At 36.8% G+C, this 25,100-nt stretch carries 26 protein-coding genes; 22 read left to right on the top strand and 4 right to left on the bottom strand.

The window, feature by feature from the left end:
- Position 1: 1 nt before the first annotated feature.
- From fabK to scrK, 22 genes are all read left to right on the top strand, one after another.
- Complete coding sequence (gene fabK, locus ACZ2M0_RS00430; RefSeq protein ID WP_490058121.1) at positions 2–955, top strand: enoyl-[acyl-carrier-protein] reductase FabK; 954 nt, start codon at positions 2–4, stop codon at positions 953–955.
- Positions 942–1,892, top strand: a complete 951-nt coding sequence (locus ACZ2M0_RS00425) for an ACP S-malonyltransferase (RefSeq protein WP_490058120.1) — start codon at positions 942–944, stop codon at positions 1,890–1,892. The genes fabK and ACZ2M0_RS00425 overlap by 14 nt, the downstream gene beginning before the upstream one ends.
- Positions 1,889–2,623: a 3-oxoacyl-[acyl-carrier-protein] reductase gene (gene fabG / locus ACZ2M0_RS00420; RefSeq protein ID WP_490058119.1), complete on the top strand. Its 735-nt coding sequence runs from the start codon at positions 1,889–1,891 to the stop codon at positions 2,621–2,623. The genes ACZ2M0_RS00425 and fabG overlap by 4 nt, the downstream gene beginning before the upstream one ends.
- A 10-nt stretch (positions 2,624–2,633) precedes the next feature.
- Positions 2,634–3,866 carry a beta-ketoacyl-ACP synthase II gene (gene fabF / locus ACZ2M0_RS00415; RefSeq protein WP_490058118.1) on the top strand — a complete coding sequence of 411 codons (1,233 nt, stop codon included), beginning with the start codon at positions 2,634–2,636 and terminating at the stop codon, positions 3,864–3,866.
- Positions 3,867–4,325 (top strand): acetyl-CoA carboxylase biotin carboxyl carrier protein, encoded by a 459-nt coding sequence (locus ACZ2M0_RS00410; protein WP_490058117.1) that lies wholly within the window; start codon positions 3,867–3,869, stop codon positions 4,323–4,325.
- An 11-nt stretch (positions 4,326–4,336) separates the two neighbouring features.
- Positions 4,337–4,783: a 3-hydroxyacyl-ACP dehydratase FabZ gene (fabZ, locus tag ACZ2M0_RS00405; RefSeq protein WP_490058116.1), complete on the top strand. Its 447-nt coding sequence runs from the start codon at positions 4,337–4,339 to the stop codon at positions 4,781–4,783.
- A gap of 11 nt (positions 4,784–4,794) precedes the next feature.
- Entirely contained in the window at positions 4,795–6,192 is a 1,398-nt protein-coding gene (locus tag ACZ2M0_RS00400) for an acetyl-CoA carboxylase biotin carboxylase subunit (RefSeq protein WP_490058115.1), read from the top strand.
- On the top strand, positions 6,182–7,036 hold the full coding sequence (locus tag ACZ2M0_RS00395; protein WP_490058114.1) for an acetyl-CoA carboxylase carboxyltransferase subunit beta: 855 nt from the start codon (positions 6,182–6,184) through the stop codon (positions 7,034–7,036). Before ACZ2M0_RS00400 ends, ACZ2M0_RS00395 begins: the two co-directional genes overlap by 11 nt.
- Positions 7,026–7,796, top strand: a complete 771-nt coding sequence (locus ACZ2M0_RS00390) for a carboxyl transferase domain-containing protein (RefSeq protein ID WP_490058113.1) — start codon at positions 7,026–7,028, stop codon at positions 7,794–7,796. The genes ACZ2M0_RS00395 and ACZ2M0_RS00390 overlap by 11 nt, the downstream gene beginning before the upstream one ends.
- Positions 7,797–7,898: 102 nt before the next feature.
- Positions 7,899–9,089, top strand: coding sequence for an MFS transporter (locus tag ACZ2M0_RS00385; protein WP_490058112.1), 1,191 nt, complete (start codon positions 7,899–7,901; stop codon positions 9,087–9,089).
- 121 nt (positions 9,090–9,210) lie between these two features.
- Positions 9,211–9,615: a YwiB family protein gene (locus ACZ2M0_RS00380; protein ID WP_490058111.1), complete on the top strand. Its 405-nt coding sequence runs from the start codon at positions 9,211–9,213 to the stop codon at positions 9,613–9,615.
- Between the two features lie 46 nt (positions 9,616–9,661).
- A complete protein-coding gene (rpoE, locus tag ACZ2M0_RS00375; protein ID WP_338206890.1) occupies positions 9,662–10,213 on the top strand; it encodes a DNA-directed RNA polymerase subunit delta in 552 nt (183 codons plus the stop codon).
- A 126-nt stretch (positions 10,214–10,339) separates the two neighbouring features.
- Positions 10,340–11,959, top strand: a complete 1,620-nt coding sequence (pyrG, locus tag ACZ2M0_RS00370) for a CTP synthase (RefSeq protein WP_223902067.1) — start codon at positions 10,340–10,342, stop codon at positions 11,957–11,959.
- Between the two features lie 129 nt (positions 11,960–12,088).
- Positions 12,089–13,363, top strand: coding sequence for a UDP-N-acetylglucosamine 1-carboxyvinyltransferase (gene murA, locus ACZ2M0_RS00365; protein WP_490058109.1), 1,275 nt, complete (start codon positions 12,089–12,091; stop codon positions 13,361–13,363).
- Positions 13,364–13,645: 282 nt separating this feature from the next.
- Positions 13,646–16,384 (top strand): sigma 54-interacting transcriptional regulator, encoded by a 2,739-nt coding sequence (locus tag ACZ2M0_RS00360; RefSeq protein ID WP_490058108.1) that lies wholly within the window; start codon positions 13,646–13,648, stop codon positions 16,382–16,384.
- Between the two features lie 125 nt (positions 16,385–16,509).
- Positions 16,510–17,283 carry a PTS mannose/fructose/sorbose/N-acetylgalactosamine transporter subunit IIC gene (locus tag ACZ2M0_RS00355; protein ID WP_109586665.1) on the top strand — a complete coding sequence of 258 codons (774 nt, stop codon included), beginning with the start codon at positions 16,510–16,512 and terminating at the stop codon, positions 17,281–17,283.
- Complete coding sequence (locus ACZ2M0_RS00350; RefSeq protein ID WP_223902064.1) at positions 17,276–18,064, top strand: PTS system mannose/fructose/sorbose family transporter subunit IID; 789 nt, start codon at positions 17,276–17,278, stop codon at positions 18,062–18,064. The genes ACZ2M0_RS00355 and ACZ2M0_RS00350 overlap by 8 nt, the downstream gene beginning before the upstream one ends.
- An 11-nt stretch (positions 18,065–18,075) precedes the next feature.
- Entirely contained in the window at positions 18,076–18,564 is a 489-nt protein-coding gene (locus ACZ2M0_RS00345) for a PTS sugar transporter subunit IIB (RefSeq protein ID WP_490058107.1), read from the top strand.
- A gap of 16 nt (positions 18,565–18,580) precedes the next feature.
- Positions 18,581–18,991 carry a PTS sugar transporter subunit IIA gene (locus ACZ2M0_RS00340; RefSeq protein ID WP_490058106.1) on the top strand — a complete coding sequence of 137 codons (411 nt, stop codon included), beginning with the start codon at positions 18,581–18,583 and terminating at the stop codon, positions 18,989–18,991.
- A 16-nt stretch (positions 18,992–19,007) separates the two neighbouring features.
- Positions 19,008–20,417: a GH32 C-terminal domain-containing protein gene (locus ACZ2M0_RS00335; RefSeq protein WP_490058105.1), complete on the top strand. Its 1,410-nt coding sequence runs from the start codon at positions 19,008–19,010 to the stop codon at positions 20,415–20,417.
- A gap of 14 nt (positions 20,418–20,431) precedes the next feature.
- Entirely contained in the window at positions 20,432–20,809 is a 378-nt protein-coding gene (locus tag ACZ2M0_RS00330; RefSeq protein WP_490058104.1) for a VOC family protein, read from the top strand.
- A 133-nt stretch (positions 20,810–20,942) separates the two neighbouring features.
- Complete coding sequence (gene scrK / locus ACZ2M0_RS00325; protein WP_490058103.1) at positions 20,943–21,815, top strand: fructokinase ScrK; 873 nt, start codon at positions 20,943–20,945, stop codon at positions 21,813–21,815.
- A 65-nt stretch (positions 21,816–21,880) separates the two neighbouring features.
- Here scrK and ACZ2M0_RS00320 read toward each other — a convergent pair whose 3' ends face one another.
- The 4 genes from ACZ2M0_RS00320 to ACZ2M0_RS00305 all read right to left on the bottom strand — a co-directional run bounded on the left by ACZ2M0_RS00320 (position 21,881) and on the right by ACZ2M0_RS00305 (position 25,007).
- Entirely contained in the window at positions 21,881–22,591 is a 711-nt protein-coding gene (locus ACZ2M0_RS00320; protein ID WP_490058102.1) for a GntR family transcriptional regulator, read from the bottom strand.
- 352 nt (positions 22,592–22,943) lie between these two features.
- Positions 22,944–23,756, bottom strand: coding sequence for a PTS system mannose/fructose/sorbose family transporter subunit IID (locus ACZ2M0_RS00315; RefSeq protein WP_045928508.1), 813 nt, complete (start codon positions 23,754–23,756; stop codon positions 22,944–22,946).
- A 15-nt stretch (positions 23,757–23,771) separates the two neighbouring features.
- Complete coding sequence (locus tag ACZ2M0_RS00310; protein WP_490058101.1) at positions 23,772–24,512, bottom strand: PTS mannose/fructose/sorbose/N-acetylgalactosamine transporter subunit IIC; 741 nt, start codon at positions 24,510–24,512, stop codon at positions 23,772–23,774.
- A gap of 36 nt (positions 24,513–24,548) precedes the next feature.
- Positions 24,549–25,007 (bottom strand): PTS sugar transporter subunit IIB, encoded by a 459-nt coding sequence (locus ACZ2M0_RS00305; RefSeq protein WP_490058100.1) that lies wholly within the window; start codon positions 25,005–25,007, stop codon positions 24,549–24,551.
- Between the last annotated feature and the right edge of the window lie 93 nt (positions 25,008–25,100).

Below are 25,100 nucleotides of genomic sequence, written 5' to 3'. Positions count from 1 at the left end.
AATGGAATTAAGTGCATTTATGAAAGAACTGGGTCTTAAATACCCAATTTTTCAAGGAGGTATGGCCTGGGTTGCAGATGGCAAGCTGGCAGCTGCTGTTTCAAATGCCGGTGGCTTAGGAATCATTGGTTCGGGCAATGCACCTGGCAGTGTTGTGGCTGACGAGATTGAATCAGCTAAATCTTTAACAAAAAAGCCTTTTGGTGTAAATGTGATGTTGCTTTCACCTTATGCAGATGAAGTTGTCAAGGTTATTTTGGCAAATAAAGACAGTGTTGCAGTTGTGACTACTGGAGCGGGTAATCCGGCAAAATACATAGAAAAGTTAAAAGATGCTGGTATTAAAGTAATCCCAGTTGTTGGTTCTGTTGCTTTGGCCAGAATGATGGAACGTGTAGGTGTTGACGCTGTTGTGGCCGAAGGGATGGAATCAGGGGGCCATATCGGAAAATTAACAACGATGGCCCTTGTACCACAAGTTGTAGATGCAGTTAAAATTCCCGTAATTGCAGCTGGAGGAATAGGCGATGGTCGCGGCATGGCTGCTGCATTCATGTTGGGTGCTGAGGGCGTGCAAATGGGCACTCGTTTTTTAGTAGCAACTGAATCAAAGATCCATCCTAATTATAAAAAAGCTGTTTTACGTGCCAAAGATGCCAGTACTTTAGTCACTGGTGAATATGCGAGCCATCCTTCACGGGTGTTAAAAAATAAGATGGCTAAAACATATATTGGACTTGAAAAAGAAGAGGCGTTAAAGCCGCATCCTGATTATGACAAGTTAGAGGAACTGGGAACTGGTAGTTTGCGTAGAGCAGTAATTGACGGTGATAGCGAAACAGGATCTTTCATGGCAGGTGAAATCGCCGGCATGGTAAAAAAGGAACAACCTGCTGCTGAAATTCTAGCTGAAGTTTATGGTCAAGCAGACAAACTGCTAAATGGGGAAAGATAAGCAAATGATCTGTTTACTATTTAGTGGTCAGGGGGCTCAAAAAACCGGTCTGACATATGATTTATACCAAACTGAACCGCACTACCGGAAAATCATTGCTAAAGCAAGTGATATATTGCAGTTAGATCTCGCGGAAATACTATTTGACCCAGATAAAGCAAATAAACTAGCGCAAACCCGTTATTCTCAACCCGCTATTTTGACAATGAGTTACGGTTTGTACCAAATTCTTTGCGAAAATGCTGATTTTAAAAAATTAGGTATCGGACTTAGCCTGGGGGAATATAGCGGTCTTGCTTGTGCTAACTACTTAGAATTTGAGTCAGCACTTCACTTGATAAAAAGACGCGGTGAACTTATGCAACAAGCAAGCAGTCAAAATCCCGGAGTTATGGTAGCAGTCATGAAGAGTTCTATAGCAAGCGTTGAAGCTGCTATAAAAGGTGCCCGAAAAACCGGTCTGATTGGGATAGCAAATGTTAATACTCCTAATCAAATTGTTGTTGGTGGTGAAAAAAATGCAGTTCAAAATTTGCGTGAACAACTTGAAAAAGATGGTGCGCGTGTAGTTCCACTAAAAGTAAGCGGTGCTTTTCACACACCATTAATGAAATCAATTCAAGGAGCTTTGAAAACTGAATTGCAAAAAGTTGATTGGCATAATGGTACTTTCCCCATTTATAGCACTACGACCCAAAAAGAGTTTGCACCTGACAACCTTGTTTCGACTTTGACGGAGCAGCTAGTTTCGACTACCTATTTTGCAAAAACTTTGGCTCAGCATAGTCAAGATATAACTGCGGTTGTTGAATTAGGACCAGGTAAAACTTTACTTTCTTTTGCACGAAAGATTCTTAAAGGAATACCAACCTATCAAACAGATAGCGTGGCCAATATGCAAGAAACGATTTCTGCTTTAAAGGAGTTTAATTCATGAAGTTAAAAGATAGTGTGGTCTTGGTCACTGGTAGTTCACGCGGTATTGGCCTGGCAATTGCTCAAGCTTTTGCCGAACAGGGAGCAAAAATAGTTTTAAATGCCCGCAGACCAATTAGTTCTGAAGTCATCGACCAGTTTGAAAAAGATCATGTTGAAGTAATGGCTATTAGCGCAGATGTTACCAAAGAAGAAGATGTGAAAGAAATGATTGCCAAAATTATCAATCATTTTGAACATCTAGATGTTGTGGTCAATAATGCCGGTATTGTCAAAGACGGACTGCTCAATCGCATGTCTAAAGCAGACTTTCTAAGTGTAGTTAACACCAATTTGATTGGCACCTTTAATGTCATTAAACAGTCACTGAGACCGCTGTATAAGCAAAGAAAAGGCTGTTTTATTAACTTATCGAGTGTAGTTGGTTTAACAGGTAACATTGGTCAGGCTAATTATGCCGCTAGTAAAGCAGGAATTATTGGTTTAACTAAATCTGTTGCTAAAGAAGCAGCATTACGCAATTTGCGCTGTAACGCCATTGCTCCAGGAATGATTGACACACAAATGACTAGAAGCCTTAGTGAAAAAATCCAGCAGCAATTACTTAAGGAAATTCCGCTGAAACGTTTGGGACAAATTGAAGAAATAGCACAAACCGCAGTTTTTTTAGCCCAAAATGACTATATTACTGGTCAGACAATAACGGTAGATGGCGGATTGACAATGCAGTAAGGAGTAAGTAATGACAAGAGTAGTAATTACAGGTTTGGGTGCCTTAACACCTATTGGTAATGACGTTGCCAGTTTTGAAGCTGGACTCAATAGTCAAAAAATTGGTTTTGAGCCGATCACTTATTTTGATGCTGATACGAGTGGAGTCACACTGGCTGGGCAACTGGATAATTTTGACCCCTTGCTTTTTTTAACTAAAAAAGATACAAAACGCATGGATGCATTCACACTATACGCGATGTATGCAACTGCACAAGCCATGGAACAAGCAGGAATTGATGATAAAAATACCAATAGTGAACGTTTTGGCGTAATCTGGGGCACAGGAATTGGCGGACTAACTACCATCCAGGAACAAGTTATTAAATGGCACGAAAAAGGTCTGGATCGAGTATCGCCAATGTTTATTCCTACTTCAATTGCTAACATGGCAGCAGGCAATATTTCTATTCGCTATCATGCTCAAGGAATCAGTACCACAATTGTGACTGCCTGTGCTTCGAGTACAAATGCAATTGGTGAAGCTTTCAGACAGATAAAAGATGGCTATGCCGATGTCATGATTGCTGGTGGCTCAGAGGCCGCAATCAATGAAAGTGGAATAGCTGGTTTTGCTGCAATTTCAACATTGTCCACGACAACGGATCCTGAAAAAGCAAGTATTCCCTTTGATCAAAATCGTAACGGTTTTGTGATGGGAGAAGGTGCGGGCTCTCTTGTTTTAGAATCGCTAGAACATGCTCAAAGTCGTGGCGCACATATTTTAGGTGAAATTGTCGGTTATGGGACTAGTTCCGATGCACACCATATTACATCTCCTGATCCAAGTGGTAGTCAGGCTGCAAGAGCTATGGAACTGGCTCTTAATGAAGCTCAGGTCAGCCCTGAGCAAGTGGGCTATATCAATGCTCATGGGACAAGTACCAAAGCAAATGATTGGGCTGAGTCTAAAGCAATTAATCAGGTTTTTGGTCAAAAGAGCAAAGTCTTAGTTTCGAGTACTAAAAGCATGACGGGTCATTTACTAGGAGCAGCAGGAGCTATTGAAGCTATTGCCACAATTTTGGCACTTAATTCAGGATTATTACCGATAAATGTAGGAGTAACCCAGCAAGACCCCGAGTGCAAAGTTAATTTGGTCAATAAACAAAATTGTCAACAAAAAATAGATTATGCCATCAGCAATTCATTTGGTTTTGGTGGACATAATGCGGTGATTGCGTTAAAAAGGTGGAATGATTAAATGACTTTTGAAGAAATTGAAAAATTAATCGCAGAAATTAATCAAAGTGATATCACCAAACTGGATTTAGACTTTAAAGGTGGCCATATTAAGATTGATAAAAGTCAAGCTACACCAATAGAAATTGGGGAAGAAAGTCCTGTGGGCCAATCGTCTGCTAAAACACTGCAGGAAACTAATCATCAAGAACTTAGCAATTTAGATACACCTAAGCAGAAAACTTTAAAAATTAAGGCACCACTTGTTGGCATAGTTTATTTACAGGCAAGTCCAGGAAAACCTCAATATAAAAAGCCGGGTGATCATGTCAATAAAGGTGATGTGGTTTGCGTTATTGAAGCAATGAAAATGATGACTGAAATTAAAAGCGACTTTACAGGGACTATTGATAAAATTTTAGTTACAAATGAACAAGTGGTTGAATATGATCAACCACTGATAACGGTTATTCCAGAATGAAGGAAGCAAATATGAGTGAACCAAAAAAATTACACACTTTAGATAGTTTGCAGATTCAGACTATTTTGCCCCACCGCTTCCCAATGCTGTTAATTGATCAGGTCTTAGATTATGAGCCCGGTAAATATGCTGTTGCTCAAAAAAATACCACAATTAATGAAAGCTATTTTCAGGGACATTTTCCGAGTAATCCAGTAATGCCGGGTGTTTTGATAACTGAGGCTTTGGCGCAAACTGGTGCAGTTGCATTGTTGACGATGCCGGAATTTAAAGGAAAAACTGTCTATTTTGGAGGTATCAAGAATGCTCGCTTTAGAACAATGGTTAAGCCGGGAGATACTCTGAATTTAGAAGTTAAGCTGGATAAGCTGCGTGGAAATGCCGGGATTGGTGAGGCAAAAGCAACTGTTAAAGATAAAGTTGCCTGTACTGCCCAGTTAATATTTGCAATTCAGTAAAGTGTGACATTATGTTTAAAAAAATTTTGATAGCGAATCGTGGAGAAATTGCTATAAGGATAATTCGAGCTTTACGCGAAATGGGAATTAAGTCAGTTGCTGTTTATTCAACGGCTGATAAACATGCCCAACATGTGAAAGAAGCTGATGAGGCAATATGTATTGGTTCTCCCCAACCAGCCGATTCGTATTTAAATATGCAAAATATTATCAGTGCCGCTGTACTAACAGAAGCAGATGCAATTCATCCAGGATACGGTTTTTTATCTGAAAGTCCTGAATTTGCTCAAATGTGTGAAGAATGCCACCTGGTTTTTATTGGTCCCAAGTCAAAAACCATTTCTTTAATGGGAAATAAGGCTAACGCTCGGGAAATGATGCGCAAGAATAATATACCTGTTATTCCTGGAAGTGATGGGATTGTTAAAAATGCTACGGCTGCAATAAAAATTGCCAATAAAGTGGGCTACCCCGTAATGCTCAAAGCCGTTGCCGGTGGTGGCGGAAAAGGAATAAGACGTGTGACTCAAGCTGCTGACTTAACAGAAGCATTCAACCAGGCACAAGAAGAAGCCAGAATTTCTTTTGGAGACGACAGAATGTATCTGGAAAAAATTATTTCCCCAGCCAAACACGTCGAAGTACAGATCATGGCAGATAAAACAGGACATGTGGTGGCACTTCCCGAAAGAGACTGCTCAATGCAACGTCACCAGCAAAAAGTAATTGAAGAAACGCCTTGTTCACAAATCAGTGCAAAAGAAAGAGACTATTTGCAACAGATAACTGTTAAAGCAATAAAGGCAATAAATTATGAAAATGTCGGTACTATCGAATTTTTAATGGATCCTGCTCATCATTTCTATTTTATGGAGATGAATACCAGGATTCAGGTTGAACATTCAATTACTGAAGAAGTTGCTCAGATTGATCTCGTTAAAGAACAGGTTAATATTGCTGCAGGCAAAGATTTGAGCATATCTCAAGAAGATGTGCATGTCCATGGTGCTGCAATTGAAGCCCGCATTAATGCAGAGGATCCTAGTAAAAATTTTTGTCCCCAAGCTGGTAAGATCGCAAAAATGGTATTGCCTAGTGGTCTGGGTATTAGGATTGAAAGTGGGGTTAACAGTGGGGATACCGTTTCACCATTTTACGATTCGATGATTGTTAAAATTATTGCACATGCAACTAATAGGCAAATGGCAATTAAGCGTTTGCTTGATGCTCTTAAAGAATTTGAAATTAAAGGTTTAGTTACTAACCGTGATTTTTTAATTGCTTTACTGCAAGATAAAAAATTTCAGACCGGTACATATTTAACAACGTATATAGATCAAGAATTTTTACCCGATTATCTTCAGCGACTAAGACCTAATGAAAAGGAAGCGCAGGTTAATGGCAATTAGATTTGCAAGTCATCCCCACAGTGCATTAAAAAAGTATCAGGAAAATGTTCCTAAAGGCATTTTTAGAATTTGCCCTAAATGTGGCAATAAATTTTATTTTCATCGTGCTGGTAAATATCAGCTGTGCCCTAATTGTGGCTACGGTTTTCGAGTGACTGCCAGAGCACGCTTAAAGATGTTGACAAGGGACTTTACGGAGTGGGATGCAGATTTAGCGACTATCGATCCACTCAATTTTCCTAATTATCAAGCCACAATTAAAAAAATGCAGTCCAAAACTAAACTTAAGGATGCGGTTTTAACCGGCCAAGCAAATATTGCCGGTTACGAAACTGCTTTAGGAATTATGGATCCGGTGTTTATAATGGGCAGTCTAGGAACAGCAACTGGTGAGCGAATAACACGCTTGTTTGAAAAAGCAACCACAAAAAAATTACCCGTTGTTCTGTTCACTGCCTCAGGTGGTGCCAGAATGCAAGAAGGAATTCATTCACTAATGCAGATGGCTAAAATCTCGCAGGCAGTGAATGATCATCGCGCAGCACATTTACTTTATGTCAGCGTAATTATGGATCCAACAACTGGTGGTGTCACTGCCAGTTTTGCTTCGCAGGCAGACATTATTTTAGCTGAACCTAAAGCTTTATTAGGTTTTGCCGGACGCAGAGTCATTGAACAGACTATTAATAAGAAACTGCCACCAGATTTTCAGACAGTTGAGCATGCCTACCAAAATGGCTTTATTGATAGTATTGTTCCTCGTGATGAACAGGTAGCCAAACTTGGTCAGATACTTAAAATTTTTGCTGCAGAAAAATGGGAGGCTCAAGTTCATGGCGAGTGATAAAATTTTAGCCATCATGGATGGGGCACGAAGTGACCATAAAAGCAACATGCATCAGTTGGTAATCCAGCTGTTTCCAGATTTTTTTGAAATGCACGGAGACCGCACAAGTAGTGATGATGCAGCCATAATTGCGGGTTTTGCAACCATAAAAGATATGAGTGTCTGCGTCATTGCAACTAATAAGGGACAAGAATTAAAAGAGCGAATGGCAACTAATTTTGGCAGTCCCTTGCCCCAAGGTTATTGTAAAGCACTGCGGGTAATGAAAACAGCTGCTAAAATGAGTGTTCCTATTGTCACTCTTATTAATACTCCTGGTGCCTATCCAGGAGCAGAGGCAGAAAAAAACGGCCAGGGGCAGATTATTGCTGCTAATATTAGTGAAATGCTGCAGTTAAGGGTACCAATTCTAACTATTATTATTGGTGAGGCCGGGTCAGGTGGAGCGTTGGCCTTGGCCTGCAGTGATGAAGTCTGGATGCTGGAACACAGTATGTATACAGTTTTGTCACCTGAAGGATTTGCCTCAATTATGTGGAAGGACGCCAAACTGGCTACAAAAGCTGCGGAAATAATGCACATTGAACCGGAATGGTTAAAGAAGCAGGGCATAGTTGAACGGGTTTTGCCTGAACAAGTTTTAGAAAACCAAGCACAGGGATTAAAAGACTTAATAGAGCAAAAATTAAAAAAATTTCAAATTGAAAATTTGGCAGATTTACTAGATAAAAGACATGCAAGATACCGCAAGTTCTAAAAGAATTTAACCTAATCAATAAAAAATATATTGCTTTAAATATTTAATTAGTTTTTAATTAAAATAGAATTTTAACAGAACTAGCGCGAAACGAGAAAAATTATGTTAGAGAAAAAACCATACTTATTGTCACGCTTAGTTAGTGGCTTGGGCAACTCGCTTTATGGCATGGTTTTTATTTGGTGGATCCAAATTCAAACCAAAAGTTCAACTATGGTTGGCATTACTAATGCTATTTTCACAGTAACTGCTGCTCTTTCTATTTTTTATGGTCCTTTTATTGACAGTCACTCTTTTAAGAAAACCAGCATCTATTCTATGGTGATACAGGTAGTCTTATTGTTTATGCTTACAGCTGTGATTATTTATTTTAGCCAAAGTTATATTTTAGCTATTATTATTGCTGGATTACTATCAATTTGTGATGAATTTTTTAACCCTGCTGATCGCGCTATTTTAAAAGAATCTCTTCTGGATGAAACAGAAATGACCAGTATTATTTCCAAGATTAATATCGTGGATCAACTGGTAAATGTTGGTGGCATTGCACTTTCTGGTGCATTACTGGCTTTTATGGCAAGCGGAGACATTATTTTAGCTTGTGCCTGCTTGAGTTTACTAGGGCTGTTATTGTTAATTGCAGCTCTGAGAAAAATACCTGTTCATAATGCAGTTAAAGAAAAAGAAAGTCAGACTGAAGGCTTAACTAAATATTGGCAAAAAATTTTCAGCGGCTACAGTTACATTAAGAAAAATGTCTTTTTATTGCACTATCTTTGGTCTGGCTTGCTTTATTCGTTTGCACAACCTGCAATGATTTTAATTTTACCGCGTATAGCCGCAAAAGCAGGACAGCCGGCACTTTATAGCACTTTCTACATATGCATACTGGCGGGAATAATACTGGGAGCCTTAATAGCCGGCAAAATGAAAGCAAAAATTATAACAGTTGGTTGGGCTTGGACTATTAGCGCCATACCGCTTATTTTGATGTTGTTTTCTTTAAAAAACATGGTACTTCTTTGCACATTGCTTTTTCTTTTCGGTCCTGTTACCAGTATTCATAATGTTCTCGCAGAACCTGTCATTCAGACTTCCACAGCAAATAATTATTTGGGGCGGGTTTTAACCACAATCAGAACTTTTGCCAATATTGGTGGACCTGTTTCGTCAGTTGTTTCTGGCATAATTCTTGATCATGTTGGTGAAAAATTTATTATTGTTCTTTGTGCGAGCTTAATTATCATAGGTGGTATAAATATTTTGCTGGCAAGACCTAAAAAAACTATTTAAAGTAATTATTGGCGTTAAAAAATAATTTGTTTTATAATATTTTTTGCTAAAATTAAGAAGGACATTACGACATATTTGCTAATCTGGAAGGTTGGCTTTTTTATTTCAAAGAATCAAATATATGACTAAAGTAAAAATTGATTTTACTAGCAAAATAATCCAAGGCAAAGATAGTGAAACTTTCAAGAAAAAAGCTGCTGGCGAATTAATTGAATCTGCTGGCAATACTAGAGTTTCATATTTGGAAGATGGCAAAATTCCCGTTAAAATATTAATTAAAGAAGATAATGTGATTATTAGACGGGGAACTGACAGAAATAACTACTCACAACTCCATTTTGTTGTTGGTGAGCGCAAAGACTGTCGCTATGTTGCTCAAGGCTATCAAATGGATCTGCAAAGTACGACTGAATTTATTAAATTTTTCCCTAAAAATAATGGTTCAAGTGAACTTCAGATTGAATATAACCTTTATAGTGGTCTATACTTAGTAGGTAACTATGCCGTCACATTGATTTTTACTTGAACGCCTAGTAAAATAAGAAAGACTGTTTAAGAGAGAGGAATACATTGTGGGATTAAACGACTTTAAAAATAAAAATCGCAATGAATTATCAATGATTGAAGTTGCTCGCGCAATTTTAGAAGATAACAATAAGAGAATGGCTTTTGCAGATATTGTTAATGCAGTGCAAAAGTACTTAGGCGTCAGCGATGAAGAAATAAGGGAACGTTTGCCCCAATTCTACACTGACATGAATACCGATGGTGAATTCATTTCTATGGGTGAAAATGTGTGGGCTCTTCGTTCATGGTTTCCTTATGAATCTGTAGATGAAGAGGTTAATCACCCTGAAGACGAGGATGAAGAAGATACTCGGACGCACCATAAGAAAGTTAATGCCTTTTTAGCAAGTGCTACAGGTAGCGATGATATCATTGACTATGATAATGATGATCCGGAAGACGAAGACTTGGATGCCACTGCTGATGACGAACCGGATGATTTTGACGATGACGATGAATATGTCAATACCGATGATGACGATGATGAAGACTTGCCAGATGGCATTGAAGGTCAGCTATCTGAATTAAATGATGATGAAGACGACGATGATGAATAATTTTCTTGACTTTATCTCATAAAATAGCTAGTATTTTATTTGGGCACGTTATGTGCGTTTAAGCTCCCGTGAGGGAGCTTTTTTATTTTTTGATTATTCTTATTTTTTGCAAAGGAGTTTGGGCTAATGACAAAATATATCTTCGTTACTGGCGGTGTCGTTTCTTCACTTGGTAAAGGAATTACTGCCTCTAGCTTAGGTCGATTATTAAAAAACCGCGGTTTAAAGGTGACAATGCAAAAATTTGATCCCTACATTAACATTGACCCCGGAACAATGAATCCTTATCAACACGGGGAAGTGTTTGTCACTGATGATGGCACTGAGGCGGACCTTGATTTAGGACACTATGAAAGAATTGTTGACGTACGTACCAGCAAATATTCGAATGTCACTACCGGTAAAATTTATAAAGAAGTGCTGGAAAAAGAGCGGCGCGGGGACTATCACGGTGCCACTGTTCAGGTCATTCCCCATATCACGGATATGATTAAGCAAAAAATTATGCGTGCAGGTCTTACGACAGATTCAGACGTTGTTATTTCAGAAATTGGCGGCACTGTTGGTGATATCGAATCAACTCCTTTTATGGAAGCTATCAGACAGATGCGCCGTGAGGTAGGCGAAGAAAATGTCATGTATATTCATTGTACGTTAGTACCTTATTTACATGCGGCACAAGAAATGAAAACTAAGCCGACGCAACATTCAGTCGCTGAACTGCGCAGCATTGGTATTCAACCCAATATGTTGGTTTTACGGGCAGAAATGCCAATTGATCAGGAGCATAAGGATAAAATTTCCAATTTTACTGATGTGCCAGTTGACCGTATTATTGAATCAATTAATGCGCCATCGCTTTTTGACTTGCCGTTAGCTTTCCAAAAACAAGGGATGGACCAAAAAGTGTGTGACTTCCTACATCTCAAGAGCCCTAAGGATGAAGCTGATATGGCTGAATGGCAAAGGCTTGATGAAAGAGTTAAAAACTTGCAGCACACTACCACGATTACTCTTGTTGGCAAATATGTTGAACTTGAAGATGCCTATATTTCAGTTACAGACGCGTTAAAGCATGCTGGTTACGCCTACAATACTGATGTCAAAATTAATAAGGTGCAGGCAGAAGACGTGACTGAAGATAATATTGCCGATTTTATGAAAGATTCTGATGGTTTAATCGTTCCCGGTGGCTTTGGCTCCCGCGGCTTTGAAGGAATGATTACCGCAATTAAATATGCCCGTGAAAATGATATTCCGTTTTTAGGAGTTTGCCTGGGGATGCAGATGGCAACAGTCGAGTTTGCTCGTGATGTATTGGGTTACAAGGATGCTAACACTACTGAAGCAGATCCTAAGACTAAGCATAACGTTATTGACATTATGGCTGATAAACGTGATGAAGAAAATATCGGCGGAACTTTGCGTTTGGGTCTTTATCCTGCAACTTTGAAGAAAGGGACAAAAACTGCTGCAGCTTATGACAATCAAGATGTTATTCAAGAGCGTCACCGTCACCGTTATGAATTTAATAATGAATATCGTGAAGACTTCGAAAAAGCGGGTATGACTTTTGCCGGAGTTTCACCAGATAATCATCTAGTTGAAATTATTGAATTGACTAAAAATAAATTCTTTATCGCTGCCCAATATCACCCGGAATTTTTGAGTCGACCTCAAAGACCAGAAGGTCTATACAAAGCATTCATTGGTGCTGCCTGTGATCTTCCTGAAGAAAAGCTTTAATTGGCATATTTGGATAATACAAAAACCAGATTTTTGGGCTGGGGAAGGCGAAGGTCTTCTCTTGTTTTTTCTGTTAAATTCCTATAACATTATTATGACTAAACGAAATAGAAAAGGATTTTTTCGCCAATGAAGCAAATGATAATTCATGGTGGAAAGCCCCTGCAGGGTGATGTCTGGATTGGTGGTGCCAAAAACTCGACTGTTGCATTGATTCCAGCATCAATTTTGTCGCGTACACCAGTAACTTTGGAAGGCGTTCCAAGGATTGCAGATGTTGACAACTTAATGGATCTGTTAAGTGAAATGAATGTCGCAAGTGATTTTCACAACACGACATTGTGCATTAATCCAGAACACATTAAGATGAGCCCATTGCCAAGTGGTAAAATCAAGAGTTTGCGTGCATCTTATTATTTTATGGGTGCTCTTCTTGGTCGTTTTGGTAAGGCTGTTGTGGGCTTCCCTGGTGGAGATGATATTGGTCCCCGCCCCATCGATCAACATATTAAGGGATTTGAAGCCTTAGGCGCATGTGTAAAAAATGAGAATGATCAAATAAAAATTACTTCACCTGCAGATGGCCTGCATGGTGCTACAATCCATCTGGCAATGCCCTCGGTGGGTGCCACAATGAACATAATTATGGCATCTGTTACTGCTAAGGGACAAACTATTATTGATAATGCTGCTAAAGAACCTGAAATAATTGATCTGGCTACGTTTTTGAATAATATGGGTGCTGTTATCAGGGGTGCTGGAACCGATTCAATTAGGATTGAAGGCGTTGAGCATTTAGAAGCCAAGACACCTCATACAATTATCCCTGACCGGATTGAAGCCGGCACTTATATTTCGTTAGCTGGCTGTATTGGAAATGGTATTCGCATTCATAACATTATTGAGGAACACTTGGACTCATATTTAGCCAAAGTTGAAGAAATGGGTCTAGTGATAGATGCTACTGAAGATTCTTTATTTGTCTATCCTGCTGGTGACTTGAAGATGACGCAGATTCGCACCTCTTCTTATCCTGGATTTGCGACGGATTTGCAACAACCGGTAACACCACTTTTGCTTTCTGCTAAGTCCGGTGAAGGTGTCATCATTGACCAAATCTACCCTAAAAGAATTGGTCATATTGAGCAATTACGCAAAATGGGTGCGGATATTAAGGTTGAAGACAATATTATTTTGGTTCATCCTACTGCTAAACTTCATGGTACTACGGTTTCTGCTGGTGAAATTCGTGCAGGAGCCTGTTTAATGATAGCCGGTTTAATGGCCGATGGTACAACTGTTATCAACAATGCTGGCAATATTTTAAGAGGCTATGACCGTGTGCAGGAAAAACTCAGCCTACTTGGTGCGGATGTAAAAATTCAGGATGTGCCTGAAAAATAAAATTTTAATAAATCAATTAAAATAAAAGACTTGGAGTTTGACTGCTCAAGTCTTTTTTGTGTTCTCACACTAGTTCAAGTTTCTTCACACTAAAAAATTCAGAAAAAATTATTTTTTAGCCTTTGATCATTCAAAATCAGTTAAAGCAAACAAAAGATTTCGTATTAGCGACAATTCACAGTTTTCTGAGGTAAAAAAGCTCTGAATAGTTGAAAAATATAGTTTACAATGACGTTTGAAGGTGTTTGCGGTTTAACAAATTGTTTAAATATAGAGGTCAACATGCTAAAAGATAAAATTTTACGTTATTTGGATGCTAAAACCAAAACAATAGATTTGCAAGAATTAAATGCAGATTTAACAGCTGGTGGTGTTGCCAAGGCTTTGAATGCAAAGCGTAATACGGTTAGTTTGTACTTAAATCAACTAACAAAAGAACATAAATTGGTAAAAATTGAAACTCGACCTGTGCATTTTATTCATAAGGCAGAATTTGAAAGGAATAATTTTCGTCTCAAAAACAATATTTATCAATCTGTAGCGAAAATAGAGCAAGAAAATAATAATAAAGATGTTTTAAAAAGACTAACACAAATAAATCCCAGTCTGAAAGAAAGTGTTGAAAGAGTGCGAGCAGCTGTTTTATATCCAAATGGCGGGTTGCCTTTGCTTATAACTGGGGAAAGTGGAACAGGCAAAAGTTATTTAGTTAGTTTAATCAATCAATTTTGTCGTACACAAAAGCTCATTAAGCCAAATGCCCCTTTTATTACTGTTAATTGCGCTCAGTATGCAGATAACCCAGAATTATTAACCAGTAATTTATTTGGTTATAAAAAAGGGGCTTTTACCGGTGCTGATTTTGATCATGATGGAGCTTTTGTAGAAGCTGATGGTGGAGTTTTGTTTTTAGATGAGGTTCATAGGCTGGGTTCAAAGGGACAAGAAAAGCTATTTACGTATCTTGACCAGGGAATTGTATATCCGGTTGGTGAAACGCAAAAAGGCAAAAAAGTGAATGTCAGATTATGCTTTGCTACCACGGCAGACCTGGATACTAATTTTTTGACTACTTTTATGCGCCGAATTCCGGTCAAAATTACTTTGCCACCTCTAAGACAAAGAAGCAGGGAGGAACGACAAAATCTAGTTTTTACTTTGCTTAAAAATGAACAGAAAAAAATTGGAAAAACGCTAAATGTAAGTAGTCAGGTTTTGAAAATGCTTGCTAATTATGAACCCACTGGAAATATTGGTGATTTAAAGAATGCAATTAAGCTGACGATTGCAAGAGCCAATGCAGAAAATAAAAATGAAAAAGAAATATCAATTACCGCTTCATTTTTACCTGATGAGGTTTTGAGTAACAGTAAAATTGATACCTATCATTCACAAAGCAATTCAATTGTAATTAATGATGACACTGAATTGGAAGATCTAATAGCACGTAATACACCTGAAAAACAAGTTTTTCTAAAAAGTTTAAAAAGAATATTATCGACTTATGTGCAAAGTAATCATGATTTACATCAATGTGAATCAAAACTGAAACAGGTTGTTTATCAGCTATTCGATACATTGCTTTTTGAAAAAGATAATAGTAAACAAATACCCTTTTTATCTTATGTAATCGAAAGTGTTAAAAGACTCTTCGACCAATTAAAAAATGCTTATCAATTGAAAATTAGTGGCAATGCCATTTATGCGGTTAGCTATTATCTATTTGAAAGACAAAAAATTCGTTTAGATAATACAGAATTAAAAAACATGCAGGATTTGAGTGATCTTAATAAGGATGTGCAACAGAGATATTCTGACGTTTATCAATATGTTAATCGCTTGATAACTCTGATTAAGGATAATCTTGACATTGACCTAAACGAAATTGACTACGTTTTACTAACTATCTATTTGAACAAATTAGAAATAATTACTAAAACAGGTTTAATTAAAGCAATTGTCATTGCACACGGTTATGCTACAGCGGGAAGCATTGTGAATGTTGTTAACAGATTACTTAATACACACACTCTAGATGCATTTGATATGCCAATTAACGTTAGCACGCAACAAATAGCTAACCAAATAATTGACTACAGTGAGAACAATGACATTTCCCATGGATTAATTATTTTAGTAGATATGGGATCCTTAAAAGAAATAGAAAAACTCTTTCCCCGTCAAATAAACGCTCCAATTTTACTTATGAACAATGTTTCTACTCCACTGGCATTGGAAGTAGGAGAGAGTGTTTTAAAAAAGCGCAGTTTTAGAGAAATAAGTGAAAATGCCAGAAAAATAAGTCAACTGGATATTAAATTAACCTACCCAGAAAGAAATAAAGTTAAGGCCATTTTAACAACTTGTTATTCAGGAATAGGAACTGCAACTCACGTAGCTCGATTGCTAGAACGATGCTTGCCACCGACTAAGAAAATCAAAATTATTCCTTATGATTTTCAAGCTTTGCAAGACACTCATAAAGTTCAGGTAATTAAAAGAATGTATGATGTTGTGGGAATTATAGGCACTGAAGATCCCCAAATTGAAGGAATTGATTTCATTCTCTTGGAAAAAATACTATCTGATAAGGGAACTGAAAAATTTAAGGAATGGCTTGCGGGTTCATTTTCAAATGATGAAATTAGCGGTATTTCAAATAATTTAGTCAAAAACTTTTCCTTAGAACAAACAATCAACATGGTTACTATCTTGGATCCATCAAAGGTAATAGAAAATATTACTATTTTTATCCAAGAACTGGAAAGGAAATTTTCCTTTTCACTATCAAACCAAAAGAAGTTTACTTTATATGTTCATGTTAGCTATTTGATTGAACGCTTAATCAGAAAGGAAGAAAATAATTTAAATCCGGAGTTTGAAGAACAATTTGCAAAGGAGCATGGTCAGGATCTTGAAAAAATAAATTCCGCATTCGGTGTGATAAAGGACAATTATAGTGTGAAAATTCCCAGGTCAGAGTTAATTTATGTTGATCAAATAATTTTTAACAGACAATAAAACCAAGTGACAACTGCATTATTAAGTAGTTCTTTTTTTCTTGCAATCTTGGCATAGTTATTGCTATGTAACTTTTGAAGTGAAGTAAGTTTAATTGTTTACTATTTTTCAAGAAGGAGAGAAAAATGCTATTACGTAATATTTTAATCGTAATATACGGTTTTATAATTAACTTTGATAAGGAGGGGCCTAAGCTTGGAATTTCTCAACCAGTTGTTGCTGGTTTAATTGCAGGTTTGATTATGGGTAATGTAGAAACAGGACTCTATATCGGTGGTACCTTGCAGTTAATGACACTTGGAATTACAAGTTTCGGTGGCGCCTCTGTCCCTGACTATCAGACGGCAGCCTTAATTGGTACTTACTTGGCGATTGCCACAAAGCAGTCTGCTGCGATTGGTATCACACTTGCGATTCCAATTGCTTTGCTGATTGTCCAGGTTGATGTTTTAAAATGGTCAGCAAATATTTTCTGTCAACAGAAGGCTGAAAAGTATGCCGATCAGGGAAATTACCACATGATTAACTGGATGCAGTATCTTGCTACATTGTTTACCAGTTTTGTTTCCGGTATTCCCGTTCTTTTAACAGTAATTTTAGGACCTAAAATTGTTGGCAGCTTCATTAACTATATTCCTGCTTGGCTTTCAGGTGGTCTTAAGACCGCTGCAGGAATACTACCAGCAGTTGGTATTGGAATGCTATTGCAATATTTACCAACTAGAGATTACTTCTCATATTTGATTATTGGCTTTGTTTTAGCAATTTATTTAAAGATGCCGATTATCGGTATTTCCTTAATTGGTTTTGCTATCGCCTTAATCCTATATAAAAATCAATCAAAAAAGCAAAACACAACTGAGGAAACTGTAAATGGGGGAGCTAACGAAGATGAGTAAAATGAAAAATATTTATAGAAAAGTAATGAATCGTTGGATTATATTTGGCGCAACTTCATTAAACTATGAAAAATATGAAGGTTTAGGGTACACATATGCTATGTTGCCTTTTATTGAAGAAAATTATCAAGATGATTCAGAGGGTAAGAAGACTGCTATTAAAACCCAGCTGCAATTCTTTAATACTACTCCATATACAGCACCATTTATTATGGGTGTTGACGTAGGTATGGAAGAAAAAGGTAAGACTGAATCTCTTGAGGCGGTTAGTGCTTTAAAGACTGGATTAATGGGACCTTTGGCTGGTATAGGAGACAGTTTGTTTGTCACTATTCCTTGGACAATTTTTGGAGCCATTGCTGCCAACATGGCGTTACACGGTAATCCTTTTGGTTGTATTATGTGGATCGTTGCTTCAATTCTTTTACGACTAACAGCTTATCCACTATTTAACGTAGGGTATAGATCTGGAACCAAGATGCTTTCCTCATTAAATACCACTTTAAAAGCCCTGACTAACGCCGCATCTGTGTTGGGACTGATGGTTGTGGGTGCTTTGGCTGCAACTATGGTTAAGGTCAATTTGGCATTTACTTTTAAGCAGGGAAAACTGACAATGACTGGAAACAGCATACTAGATCAGATTATGCCTGGATTGTTACCTGCAGCTGTTGTTGCTCTGATATATTACCTGCTTGGTAAAAAGGTAAAACCTCTTTACGTAATTCTAATTGTATTGGTTGTTTCTATAGCGTTGAATGCTATGCATGTTTTAGCATAGAGGTAAACAAGATGACAGAAAGCATGGAAGGAATTATTCACGTAAGAATTGATGATCGGATGATTCATGGACAAGTGGCTACTCAGTGGAGTGGTCGCTTGAATGCCACAAGAATCATGGTAATTAACGATAGTATTGTAAATGACGATATGCGTAAAACAGTTGTGCGACTTGCTGCACCTGCTAACGTTAGTACGTCAATTTTAGGCAGACAGAAGGCTTTAACTAATATCAAAAGTGGAAAATACAAGGGACAACGTGTTTTACTGATTTGTGTGTCCCCAATGGATGTCAACTATTTAATTGATAATGGTTTGCCAATTAAGTCTGTAAATGTTGGTAATTTGGCACAAAGAGATGGAACAGAACGTATACGTCCTTCGGTTAATGTAACTCCAGAAGAAAAAGAGGCATTTAAAAAGTTAATAGGCCGCGGAGTTGAAGTCACTGTAATACCTACACCACAGAGTCCTACCGTTTATTTAAAAGATTATATTTAAAAAGGATTTGAATTTAATGTTTAACGTTATCATTGCTACACATGGTAATCTTGCTACCGAGTTTGAAAAAGTATTAAAATCCTTTTTTGGCAAAATAGATCATTTAAAAGCCATCAATCTAGGTGATCAGGGGATAAACATTTTTTCCCAAAAAATAGATCAAGTTATTGTAACCTGCTTAAATGAACCCACAATCATATTTTGTGACATTGCAGGGGGAACCCCTTTTAATGAATTAGCCAAAAGAAGTATAAATTGGCACAATCAATTTGCATTATTTGGTGGGGTGAACCTGCCAGTACTGGTGGAAACATTAAATATGCGGATGCAGGGAAAAAGCATAAACGAAGTTATTGGAAAAATAACTGCCATGTCTGCCTTAATCAGGTTTAATATGAAAAATGCTAAAAAGGCTGAAGACGAATAGAGGAAAATTATTAGATATGCAAAAAATATTTTATAAACCAGAAGATCGTTGGTTTGGCGATTGTATGCCATTCTTTAATGAAGAAGATCAAACTTTTTACTTGTTCCACCAAAGAGACACACGCAACCCTGAACCTTTAACTGATCCATTTGGCTGGTCACTCGTAACTACTAAAGATTTTGTGAATTTTAAGGATTATGGTGAGGTTTTACCTAAAGGTCCTCATGATGCTGCAGATCAATTTATATATGCTGGTAGTGTCACAAAAGGAAAAGATGACAAAATAGCTTTTTATACAGGGCATAACCGTCAGGCAAAGTTAGCTAAAAAAACTTCAGAAATTTTAATGTCTGCTACTAGTAAAGATTTAATTCATTGGAATAAAATTGGCCAGGCCAGCAGTTTAGTACCACAAAAGGGTTATGATCATAATGATTGGCGTGATCCAGTTGTAGTTTACTCTAAGAAAAGGCACTCATACATTTTAGTTTTAGGTGCAAGACTTCCAAGTGATAAAAAGAAACCAACGGGAAGATTAGTATACTTTGAATCTCCAGATATGAAAAACTGGGCTTTTAAAGGAGATTTTTGGACACCTAATGAGTTTAATATGATAGAAATGCCAGATTTGTTTGAAATAGGAGAAAATTGGTATCTTTTATTTTCAGAGTACTCAGAGGACAAGCGGACAAAATATAGAATTAGTAATGATTTATTTGGCAACTGGCACTCATTAAATGATGAGTTTTTTGATGGCAAGGCATATTATGCTGCCAGATCAGTTGGTAATGAAAAAGCAGGTCGATATTTGAGTGGCTGGGTAGCAACAAAAGAGAACAATGATGATCTCGGCAATTGGGATTGGGGTGGCGCTTTTGTTCCTCATCAGATTGTTCAAAGAAAAGATAAGACACTGGGTGTAACCTTGCCGCAAACAATAATTGACAATTTTGCAAAAGTTGAAACAATTCCGTCTTTTGAAATTGGAGAAGCCAACGGTAAAAAAGAGCATACTGTAATTAATGAAGTTCCGGAACAATTCTTAGTTGAAGCACAGCTCGAAGTAACAGATGATACTAAAGAATTTGGCATAAAGGCTTTTGTTAACGATGAAACCAGAGAGGGCTATCAATATAAAGTTTCTAAACCTGAACATGCACTTAAATTTTCCAGGACTCCTAATTATCCGTGGCCACAATATTTTGATGTTGGTCTAGAGCGTCCAATTGCACTTGAAAAAGGCAAAACATATGATATTAAGTTGATTGTTGATGCTAGTATCATCATAATCTATATTAACAATATTGCTCTAAGTGCTAGAATGTATCATAAAACAGGAAAAGAATTCAGCTTTTTTGTAAATGAAGGCAAAATTGCTGTTTCTAATATTAAGTATTACACTGAATGGCAAGATACTGTCAGATAGTTTGAGGTAACAAAATGATTTTTAATGGCTTGCAACATGTAGGTATTCCAACAAAAAAATTTGATGAAAGTAGAGATTTTTATCAAAGCTTAGGCTTTAAGTTGGTTAATACTGAAAATAATCAAGGTAGCCGAGTGGGATTTTACCAGTTAGGATCATTAATGCTTGAGAGTTGGGAATCTCCTCAAGAAGCTCCAGGAAAAGTAGGAGCAATTAATCATATTGCGCTTGATACCAACGATATAAATCGTGCATTTACCGAAGTTCAAAAATTAAATGTACAGTTTGTTGAAAATGGAATTCAAAGTTTGCCATACTGGGAAAATGGTATTAAGTATTTTAACTTCTACGGACCAAATAAAGAAATATTTGAAGTCTGCCAGAAGCTGTAATAATATTCGGTTTTTGCCTGCTAAATAGTTAAGATATTATTTGGCAGGCTTTTATTTAAGAAAATTTTTTCGGATCTAGATTGAGGGTTATAATAAATAATATCTAAATAAAAAAATAATTAAGGAGATATAAATGTTACTAGGATCAATTGAAGCCGGCGGTACAAAATTTGTATGTGCGGTCGGTAATGAGAACTATCAAGTAAAGGATCAAACAACTTTTCCGACTACAACGCCTGAAGAAACTATGCAGAAAACTGTGGATTACTTTAAGCGGTTTGACGTTGATGCAATCGGAATTGCATCTTTTGGACCAATTGAAATACGGAAAACGGCACCTAATTATGGTTTCATTACTGATACTCCAAAAAAGGGTTGGAGTAATACTGACTTTGTCGGTTTTTTGACTAAAACAATTAAAGTCCCAGTTTTCTTTACTACTGATGTTAATGGTTCTGCTTTTGGTGAATATGTAATGTCGCAGCTATCTAATGAAGATGTTGACTCTCTTGTTTACTATACAATCGGCACTGGAGTAGGTGGCGGAGCTATTATTAATGGTAAGTTGGTAGGCTCTTTAGGCCACCCTGAAATGGGTCACGTAAAAGTTAAACGCCATCCAGATGACTTGGATTTTGCAGGAATTTGTCCTTTTCATAAAGATTGCCTGGAAGGCTTAGTTTCAGGTCCAACCTTTGAAGCACGTCTTAACAAATCTGGTAAAGATGTGCCACTTTCCGATCCTGTTTGGGATATTATGAGCTACTATGTAGCACAGGCTGCCTTACAAGTTACCTTAATTTTGCGCCCAGACAAAATTGTTTTCGGTGGAGGTGTAACCAGTGAAAAATTCCTGAATAAAGTCCGTCGTGATTTTGCGACATTACTGAACGATTATGTGCACGTACCACCATTGGAGCAATACATCACTATGCCGGAAATTAGTAATAATGGTTCTGCCACTGTTGGTGATTTTGCTTTGGCAAAAAGATTATTAAGAGAATAAACTAATAAAAATGTTCTTAGCATATTGTGCTTAAGAACATTTTTTGCTTTTTGAGACAATCAACTTTAGCATACAGTACTTTCAAATTTTACTTTGTACGCAGGATATCTTGACTCTTCGTATTCAAATGGAATACCTTTTTTGGTATAGCCTATGCTGGTAAATTTTAAGATTGGTTCACTTTTATCTATCTTTAAATAAAGGTAGTCGGGCGATTCCTCTCTAACTACTTCAATTGTGCGCTTGGCCTTATTTAATTTAAGTCCATTGTCTTTTAAAGCTGTAAATAAAGATTTTTTACTAAAATCCTGATTTATTAAGTTGCCATCAAATTTTAGAGGAATATAGGACCTAGCAACACACATTGGTGTTTCTTTTATATAACGTATTCTTGACAGAACAAAAATAGGATCGCCTTTTTCAAGATTTAGCTTTTTAGCGATATTTTCATCAGCATATTCCACTGATTGCTGTAAAACTTTCGAAGAAGTTGGCTTTTGTTGATGCTCTGCATCTTCAAAAAAGCCAATAAATGTGCTTAGCTCATGATCTACATATTTATCTTGGCCAGTTACAGCCTGATTAATTATATAGCCTCGACCATAGTCTTTAGTTATCAGACCATCTTGTTCTAATGAAGTTAAGGCTTTTCTGATTGTTGGTCGGCTTACTTCGTATTTTTCTGATAAACTTCTTTCAGAAGGAATTAAACCGGTTTTGTCTGCCACTTTAATGTATTGATTGAAAATCTTTTCTTTAATTTGTTTATATATCATTAATAACCACACCCAATGTGAGCATAAATTTTGGAACCTGGTTCCAGTTTTGTAACTTGTAGAATTATATAGCAAGCATAGCTATTGACAAAACTGCTAGTTTAAAAAACTAACTAATTTTATTTAATTTTAGCAAAATTTCTTATATATTTAAGTGTATACTTCAATAATAGGTCATAGCAAGATAACTAACTCTATCCTATTTTAATACTCTTTTTCAAAGGTAAACTAATATAGTAAATATTAATTCTATCATATATAAGATTTATTTAGTGATTTTCGGTTGAACAAAGAAAAAATGTGTAAAACAGCAAATAATGCGTTTTGCACATTTTTTATTAATAACAATTCTTTACTTTAGGATATTTAGATAAACTCCTGCAATAGCCAGAACGAAAATTCCTAAGATTAACCAGATTACCTTAACCTTTTTCTTTAACAGGTAATACATTAAAAAGGTCAAGCCAAGAGGCAGTAGTCCAGGAAAGATATCATTAAGAATGCTCTGAACATTAATTGTGCCACCAGCAGTTTTAAATATTGCAGAAATCTTAAAGTTGACTAATGAAGAGGTCATGGAACCAATGGACATTAAACCAACAATAGAAGCGGCTAACGTAAATTTTTCAAGATAATTTCCTTCGTAAGCTTTTTCCATTGCCTTGGCACCCATGCTATAACCTAACCTTATGCCACCATAGCGACCAATAAAATGTAAAGTAGTATAAATTAAAAAGTAGAGAATCGGTCCTAAAATGTTACCTTGAGTAGCAAGAGAAAGGCCAATTCCTGCAGCAATTACTCTAAATGTTCCCCAATATAAGGTATCTCCGATCCCTGCTACAGGGCCCATCAGTGCCGCTTTTAAGGAGGAAATTGCCTCAACGTTAAAATCTGGGTCAACGGAGTTTTCTTCTTCCAAGGCTAATGACATTCCCATAATAAATGTAGCTATGTGTGGCGTCGTATTAAAAAGAGCTGTATTTCGTAATGCAGATTCATAGAGCTTATCATCATTACCGGCATAAATTTTTTTAAGAGCTGGCAAAATTGAAAAAGTATAGCCCATTCCCTGCATGTCTGTATAAGATTCTGATCCTTGCAAAGCAAAAGAGCGCCAGAATACCCGATTTAAATCCTTAACTGTTAATTTCTTTTTAGCCATAAAAATCACCTCTATTTAGTGTTGATTATTCTTTGCTGCTTTATTTTTTTGAGTTATTAAAAGTGCAATGAGTAAAGCAAGTACTGAGACCCCAATTACCGGCATCTTTAAATATGAACTAAGAATGAAGCCAATAAAGAAGTATGGAGCAACTTTTTTATCCATCATCATTTGTATTAACATTGCAAATCCTACTGCTGGAAGCAGACCAGCCGCGACTGAAAAAGAAGTCATTATCTTTGTTGGTAATAAAGCTATCAAAGATTGAGCAGCTTTTGTTCCCAGTTGAAGTACTAAGAAAGTCAAGATTCCAGAAGGCATTCTGAGAATTAATGGGAAAAAATGCCATCTTTGCATACTCTTAAAATTATGTCTTTTAATTGCGTCTCTACCTTTTTTGATAGTGTAAGAGTTAAGTGTGAATGCGAGCATGTTAAGTCCTTGAGCAACTATGGCAAACGGCATTGCTAGCGTTACTGCAACATTAGTACTGGCACCACTTTGGATTGCTAAGGCCGTTGCGATTGCGCTGGCTACTCCAACATCCGGAGGTAAAGCTGCACCAATTGTAACTATACCAATAAACATTGCCTCTAAAGCTGCACCAATGATAATGCCTTTTTGTAAATCGCCTAATATAAGACCTACCACAGGCCCAATAATGATAGGGCGATTCATCATTGATGCCCCGAGATATCTTTCATCAAGTTGCGAAATATAAGCAACAAGAGCTATAAGTAAATTTTTTAGTATCATTTAAATTTATCCCTTTCAACTTAATTTAGAATTAAATTAATAAAAATCTTTTTTAGAAGTTGGTGTGCCTTGAATGTAAATCTTAAAGCCATCTTTTTTTATCTCTTCTAATGCTGACTTTTCTTCTGGAGTTACATAAATAGATCCGGAAATTTTTTCTTTATTATCACCACTTTTTAGATTACCTAAGTTAATATCAAAATTTTCTTTTCCCTTTAATTCTTTGACTATTTTGCTGGCATCAATTGGGTTGCCAACTACTACCATAACTTTACTTTCTTTTACCCCTTGGTATGTTTTACTAAAATCTTTAGGATCAATTATTTTAGCTTCGACCCCCGATGGTTTGGCTAAAAGTAAAGCCATTTTTTGTAATTGATCATTAGCTGCTGTCTTGTCTACTGCTATGATTATGTCAGCATTAGCTGCCTTAGACCAAGCCATTGCAACTTGTCCGTGGATAAGACGGTCATCAATTCTGAATAGTGAAATCATGTTTTACTCCCTTCAATTTGTAATCGCTTACGCATTATATATTACCTTTGGTAAATAATAATGTCAACAAAATATTGACACATTGTAATATAA

The organism is Lactobacillus sp. VURO6/B1 (VP7), assembly GCF_058139575.1.
Note: the sequence above shows the minus strand (reverse complement) of the source record. Positions and strands in the feature narration are given on the sequence as shown.